Source organism: Methanobrevibacter sp. (genome assembly GCF_017431965.1).
Taxonomy (GTDB): domain Archaea; phylum Methanobacteriota; class Methanobacteria; order Methanobacteriales; family Methanobacteriaceae; genus Methanocatella.
Window position 1 is genome coordinate 1 of the sequence record NZ_JAFRKB010000024.1, and the last position, 7256, is coordinate 7256.

The 7256-nt window shown below is 32.1% G+C and carries 7 protein-coding genes; 4 read left to right on the forward strand and 3 right to left on the reverse strand.

Features of this window, described 5'->3' with window-relative positions:
- Nucleotides 1–265: 265 nt before the first annotated feature.
- From IJI93_RS02240 to IJI93_RS02250, 3 genes are all read right to left on the reverse strand, one after another.
- Nucleotides 266–751 carry a cyclophilin-like fold protein gene (locus tag IJI93_RS02240; protein WP_292819277.1) on the reverse strand — a complete coding sequence of 162 codons (486 nt, stop codon included), beginning with the start codon at nt 749–751 and terminating at the stop codon, nt 266–268.
- 14 nt (nt 752–765) lie between these two features.
- On the reverse strand, nt 766–1734 hold the full coding sequence (locus tag IJI93_RS02245) for an alpha/beta hydrolase (protein ID WP_292819280.1): 969 nt from the start codon (nt 1732–1734) through the stop codon (nt 766–768).
- 106 nt (nt 1735–1840) lie between these two features.
- Nucleotides 1841–2050, reverse strand: a complete 210-nt coding sequence (locus IJI93_RS02250) for a hypothetical protein (RefSeq protein ID WP_292819283.1) — start codon at nt 2048–2050, stop codon at nt 1841–1843.
- Nucleotides 2051–2889: 839 nt separating this feature from the next.
- Here IJI93_RS02250 and IJI93_RS02255 point away from each other — a divergent pair.
- The 4 genes from IJI93_RS02255 to IJI93_RS02270 form a co-directional block, all read left to right on the forward strand.
- Nucleotides 2890–4260, forward strand: a complete 1371-nt coding sequence (locus tag IJI93_RS02255) for an MATE family efflux transporter (protein ID WP_292819286.1) — start codon at nt 2890–2892, stop codon at nt 4258–4260.
- Nucleotides 4257–4883 (forward strand): CatA-like O-acetyltransferase, encoded by a 627-nt coding sequence (locus IJI93_RS02260; protein ID WP_292819289.1) that lies wholly within the window; start codon nt 4257–4259, stop codon nt 4881–4883. The genes IJI93_RS02255 and IJI93_RS02260 overlap by 4 nt, the downstream gene beginning before the upstream one ends.
- Before the next feature lie 673 nt (nt 4884–5556).
- Nucleotides 5557–6108, forward strand: a complete 552-nt coding sequence (locus IJI93_RS02265) for a flavodoxin family protein (RefSeq protein ID WP_292819292.1) — start codon at nt 5557–5559, stop codon at nt 6106–6108.
- Between the two features lie 346 nt (nt 6109–6454).
- Nucleotides 6455–7256: hypothetical protein (locus IJI93_RS02270; RefSeq protein WP_292819295.1), on the forward strand; the 802-nt coding region annotated here is incomplete at its 3' end.

Sequence of the window (7256 nt, forward strand, 5' to 3'; positions counted from 1 at the left end):
ATAACCGATACTAAGTTATTATCTGATGAAACAAATATTAAAGTTTAATAGATATTATAAAGACTATAAATCATTTAAAAATCTTGTTGCCCGTATACTATACAAAATATTTACTACTTTTCGCTCTCAAATTATAATATACAAACAAGAAGTATATATATTTTTATTACTTTTATTTTGTAAATTATGTTTATAAGATAAAATGTAAAAAAAGATTATTGTGGCACCAGTGCCACAAAAATTAAAATAAGTTCATTCAATGCAGTTATAAGCTTAAAACCAGTTCCACATCACCGGTTCCCAAAATATTTTTCAACTCAGTTTCGCTGACATTTTGAACTTCGCCTAATTTGGTATAATTCCAAGAATTTGAATTATAGAATAATGAAACTTGATTTCCCTGATACAACACCAAATCTCCGGGAGATGTTTTGATATAGGTGTCGTTGGTTGGAAGTGAGAATCCCAAATCTCCGACTTTTTCAAACCCCCCATATTCCTTAGCATTTATTTTTATAGCACCATTCTTTAATTTTTCAATTAAATTTTTTGTAGCTTCATTATTCTCCAGTTTTACATTTAAAACTTTACCGTTGACTTCAATTTTCATATATTCTCCATAACTATCATTTAATACATCATTTCCAGAATCGGCAGTCGAGTTTTGAGTATTTCCAATAGCTCCAACTGCCATGATGCCCAATAATGTCAGAATTATAGTAATCATCAGCATGATTCTTTTATCATGCATTTTCCTCACCTTTATTAGAAGTGTTCATTATAGAAACTGACTATTTTGTCAAATGGTATGATTTCCAAATCGTCGTAGAGATCTGTGTGAACGGCATCAGGAATGATTAACAGTTCCTTATTGTCTCCAGTTAACTTTTCAAATTCGTCTTTTGACATATAGCATGAATGGGCTTTTTCACCATGAATAATTAAAACTGCTGAGCGAATTTCATCACTGTACTCACAAATTGGCTGGTTAATAAAAGACATTGTACCAACAGCATTCCAGCCATCATTGGAGTTTAAAGACCTTTTATGATATCCACGTTCAGTTTTGTAATAATCATGATAATCTTTTACGAAAAATGGAGCATCATCAGGTAATGGATCTACAACTCCACCTGCTCTTAAGTATTCACCATTTTTATAATCTTCATTTCTTTGATTATTGAGCTGTACTTTCATTTCATATCTTGCTTCCGGACTGTCTCCTTCGTCAAAATATCCATTCGCACCTACACGACTCATATTATACATTGTGGATGTTACTGTTGCTTTAACTCTTGTATCAAGAGAAGCTGCATTTAATGCCATTCCTCCCCATCCGCAAATACCTAACATACCGATTTTTTCACTGTCTACATCATCTCTGCTAATTAAATAATCAATGGATGCCTGGAAGTCTTCAGTGTTGATGTCTGGTGATGCCATGTATCTTGGCTCGCCCCCACTTTCACCGGTGAATGAAGGGTCAAATGCAATTGTTAAAAATCCTCTTTCAGCTAATGTCTGTGCATAAAGACCTGAGCATTGTTCTTTAACTGCACCGAAAGGTCCGCTAACTGCAATAGCCGGAAGTTTAGATTCCGCATCGACAGGTTTATATAAATCTGCTACTAATGTAATCCCATATCTGTTATGGAATGTGATTTTTTCATGTTCCACTTTGTCTGATTTGGGAAATACTTTGTCCCATTCATTTGTTATTTTTATATCATTCATTTAATCACCTTTATTAAGATTTCAATGTTAAATCGTTCAAGAAAAAAGTGTTGTGAATAACAACAATATATTTAAATATATCCCATTTTATAATTTAAATAATTTATTATAATCTGTTACCATTCATTATAGTGGATTTTATCCTCAAGATCCACCCCCATCTGTTCAGGCAGCCTTTTGGTCTTATCAGATATCCTATTCCTATGATGCATACACTATCCATATTGTCCTGAATGTTCAATTCCTTTTGGTATCTTGTGATGAAGACTTGGTATTTTTCACCATAGTCCCCAAATAAAACATTAACTATACACATTTGTTAATATAAACTTGCTTTTAAAGGAGTTGATGTATCTGCAGATTTGAAAATCAATTGAATTTTGATAACCTCCACGTTAATGAGAAAGGAGAGTTATTAAAATTAAAATTATAAAATTACTTTTGATTTAATAAATGCAAACATCAAGAATTATACCTCGAAAAACTTATACTCTGCGAAGTGTTTCTGTAAACATGATGACATAATTGATGAATGCTTTTCATAAAAATTCTTCAAAGAAATTCACCAAATATTAAGTCAATATACTAAAAAAACTATACAAAATATAAATACCTCTAAAAAAGATCAAATTAATTCCTTAAAAAAAGACTTATTTTTTAAAAAAATAAACATATACACTTAATAAAATCATAAAATAAGTTATATTAAGTTAATAAAGAATAAACTTAATATTAATGACCAATAAGCCAAATAAGACCCAAATTATGTACAAATGATTTTGCCCGTATACTATACAAAATATTTACTACTTTTCGCTCTTACATTATAATATTTTGTATCAGTTCCTATAAATCTTATCAAAATATTTGGTGTTTTAAAGTGGGGAAAGAATAATACTTTTTTACTTATGAGTTTAAATCAACAATGTATTTGAAAGAGGCACAGTTTAGATGGTAAAAATTTTTAAATATTAAATTAATCCATAACTATTATTATGTGTATTTGTGTAGTGGCATCCCCAAGATTATAAAAGACTTTTTTTAATACCAAAAACTATCTTAGAACTTTTGGTTAGATAAACACCATTAGCTACTGCTTTCGATAGTTTTTCAAAATTTAACACTTAAAACAATTTATTTAAGGAGACCAATCTTATGGGAGATTCTATTAAACAAGAAACACAGGGAGTAAATTTATTGAGGGGAAACCCTAAAAAAGCAGTTTTGAAATTATCATTGCCTTTAATGCTATCAATGATGGTAATTTCATTATATAATATCATTGATTCATTCTGGGTAGCGGGCCTCGGTGCAGACCAGCTTGCAGCCGTTGGATTTGTAATACCGTTGGAATTTTTAATAATAAGCATAGGAACAAGCCTGGGTGCTGGAATAACATCAGTCGTTTCCAAATACATCGGGGAGAAAAACGATAAGTTAGCAGACAATTCCGCAGCTCACGGAGTGATACTGTCCTTAATCTTTTCAGTCATTGTCACAGTGATATTTTCAGTCTTTGCAAAGGAACTGTTAATGCTGATGGGAGCAAGAGGTGCAAGTCTCAGCTATGCGCTTGACTACAGCCACATCTACTTTATCGCAAGCATATTTGTAGTAATGCCCAATGCACTGTACGGACTTTTAAGATCCGAAGGAGACACCAAAAGGACAATGTATGTTATGGTTCTCTGCGCAATAGTAAACATGGTGCTTGATCCGATTTTCATATACACTTTCAACATGAAAATGTTCGGAGCGGCTCTTTCAACAATACTGTCTTTAGCTATTGTGCTTGCAATAATCATATATTGGATTTACATCAAAAAGGACACCTATTTGAATCCGACATTGACAAATTTTGATTATGAATCATTTATCATGAAGGATATGCTTAAGGTGGCCGTTCCATCAATCTGTGAGATGATTTTCATCACATGCATTACGGCGATAATGCATTTCATAATCCTAGCGGTTTCAACAACTGATTCTGTAGCAGTATTTGAAAATGGCTGGAGGATGGTTACTTTAGCCACTGAGCCCATGATGGCAATTTCCACTGCACTGATATCAATTGTTGCTGCAAACTACGGAGCGGGGAACTTCAAGAATATGAAAGTTGCTTATGATTATTCAATGAAAATTGCAACACTGCTTGGTGTGGTGGCACTCATAATCTTTTTAGTCTTTGCACCACAAATATCATACATATTCTCATATGGAGCAAGTTCAAGACTTTTGGAACCGACTATTGAATTTTTCCACATATTCGCATGGTTCTTTATAGTATTTCCTGGAGGAATCATTTCAACATATGTATTCCAGGGACTGGGCAAGGGAACACACTCACTCGTCTTTACGGTTATCCGAGAGGCAATATGTGCAACAGTCTTTGCAGTGCTGTTTGGAATAGTTTTAAATTGGGGAATAAACGGAGTATGGTTCGGAATACTTGTAGGATACACAATCGGCGGACTGGTAGCTATAGTCTATGCAAACAATTATCTGGGGAAAATGGTGAAAGCATGAAATATAAGATAACAGACATCAAAGAGGATGAATTGCCCTTCGGCGATTTTTTAACATCAAGATACTCAATGACTGTTAAAGTCAAAGCAGATGAATGCTATACACTGTCCAAAAGAAAAAACATTCCTTTCTTTAATCTGACAGCTGCCTGCATTTTGGAAGCTATAAATGAAATACCTGAATTCAAATTAAGAATCAGAGACGGTAACGTCATTGAATATGACTACCTCAATGCCGTCAGCCCGATAATGCAGGAAGATTATAGCATTCGAGAAATTGAGATACTTCCTCCGTCCGAGTTTGAAGATATCTATAAATGGAATGATTATGTTGAAAACAAGAAAACCAACATTGAGGACAATCAGTTTCTGGTTGAGCCTATGATGAGAGATGAACTTCCAATTGCAAACTTGTCTTGCATTCCATGGATTGACTTTGATTCAATGACAAACATAATTGCAAGTCCCAATCAGATAATGCCGGTAATCAGCTGGGGAAAACTTGTTGACGGAAAAATACCCATTTCATTAACAGCTAGTCATGTTTTTATATTCGGATGGCATTTCAAACTGTTCTATGAAAAGACAGAAGAATATTTAACTGATCCTGAAAGGTTATTTTAAATAATCCTTTCAATTTTCTTTTTAATTTTATCATAATCCTCAATTAAATCAACAACACATTTTAGTTTCAATTTCATGAAGCATTTTACACATTAACATCCTCCATTGTAAATGTTGATTTAATCTCAAAGATCATATCACATTAGAAAAATATACTCTATTCGAGAATCATTACCTCAAATCTGAAAAAAAACATTATAGAAATATCAACATTATGTTAATGGAAAACATAGAATATGAAATAGATAGTAACTATTTTGCATAATAATTTTCAAAGAATTTACTCAAAATATGAAGTCAATATGCTGAAAAAACTATACAAAATATAAACACCCTCCAAAAAAGGCCAAATTAATTCCTTAAAAAAAGACTCATTTTTTAAAAATATAAACCTATTGCGCATAATAAAATCATAAAATAAGTTATATTAAGTTAATGAAGAAAAAACTTAATATAAATAACTAATAAGCCAAATAACGCATAAATTATATACAATGGATTTTGCCAGTATACTATACAAAATATTTACTACTTTTAGCTCTCAATTAATAATATAAAACTAAGAAGCATATATATTTTTATTACTTTTAAATTTGCCCCCTATTTCAAAAATTTTATTACTTGTTTTATATAAAAAAATATATGTAATTATTAAAATATTTTGGTGATTGTAATGAAAATTTTAGGAATTAATGCAAGCCCCAGGCCGGACAGTAACGTGAAAGCAGCTTTGGAAATTGTTCTTGATGAAGCAAAATCCAACGGCGCAGATGGAGAAATTGTTAATGTAAACAGTTTGACAATTTCTGCTTGTCAAGCAGACGGATACTGCAAAGAACATGACGGCGAATGTGCCTTAAACGATGACATGCAGGACATCTACAAAAAGATTGAGGATTCTGATATAATCCTTTTCGGCAGTCCAATTTACTTCTGCGATATAACTGCACAGGCAAAAACCGTAATTGACAGGTTATACTCCTATTTCATGAATGAGACTTATGGAAAACTTTTTGCAGATAAAAAGGTACACATTATAGCTTCACATGGTGCAGCGCCGGTTGAAATGTTCATTGGATCTTTAAACACACAGATGAATGTTTTTGGAGGATTAGGTTTCCAAACTGGAGAAATAATAACTCTTGAAGGCAACAATGTTCCTGGAGCAGTCAAGGGCAAGGAAGACCAAATCGAGCAATTGAAAGCTCTTGCAGCATCTTTATAATAATATTTTCTTCTAATTCGTAATGATTGTACATTGTGTGCCCCTGTGCTGTTTAATTTACATAATTGATAAATCAAGAAACATGCTTTCTTAATTTTGATATTTCTTGATTTCTATTATTGTTAGATTTTTTATATTTTAATTTTTTATATTTTAATTTTTTAGGCATGGTTGATTTTTTAATATCTTTTTAATCTCTACTTATGCATATGATTATACTTGCACATATGTTGTTTGTACAAATGGGAACATTTGTAAAATAAGTCATTTCAAAGAATACATTAATTTTATTACTTATTTTATATAAAAAATATAATAAATAATATAATATTTGGAAATGATTAATATGGGAATTACAGATTACATCAAAACAAGATTACTGAATAATCGTGTGGAGCAGTACAACACCAAGCGCAGCTATTGGGGTGAAGATGAAAGGCAACCTAGAACTGACGGAATCAACACAGGTCTTGACTTGCCTGATGCACTTCCACCAGTTATTAATAAGACAATAGCTAATGCTCGATATGCTGTAAAGCTTGACGGTTACACTTCAGGAATATTGAAAAACAGAATTGATAAAGCTAATGTTAATATGGTTCTTGTTGATAAGGAAAATAAGTTATCTCAAGAGCAAAAGTTAACTTTGATTTTATGGGCCAGAAAAATTGACATTTCTCAAGTAGCTAAAAATATTCTGCAGGGAGGAATGGTTGACGGTGAAGGTCTTATTAAACCTGTTCAACGTTGGGATAAAAGTATTGGCAAATACATTAAACCTATATTTTTGGAAATCGGTGCTCACGGTTACGGATTAAAGAAAGAATTCAATGACGATAATGAAGTTCAGCTATACCTTCATGAAATGCCGAAAGATATTGTTAACGGATCTCCTGAAGAGTTTGATAACTATGTCAGTGTTGAAGAGGGAACATTAACGGTCAAGTACGAACCAACTGATGTTATTAACTTCATGTATAATGAAATATACTCAGAAGCGCAAAGCATTATCCTGAATTGCCTTGATGATATATACCACAAGTGTAATTTGGAGAGAAATCAGGTAGAGAGAATTAATAAAGATAATATTATTGAAGTTAAACCTGCAATGGATGCAAACGGTCAACCATATATTACTGAACTTTCAA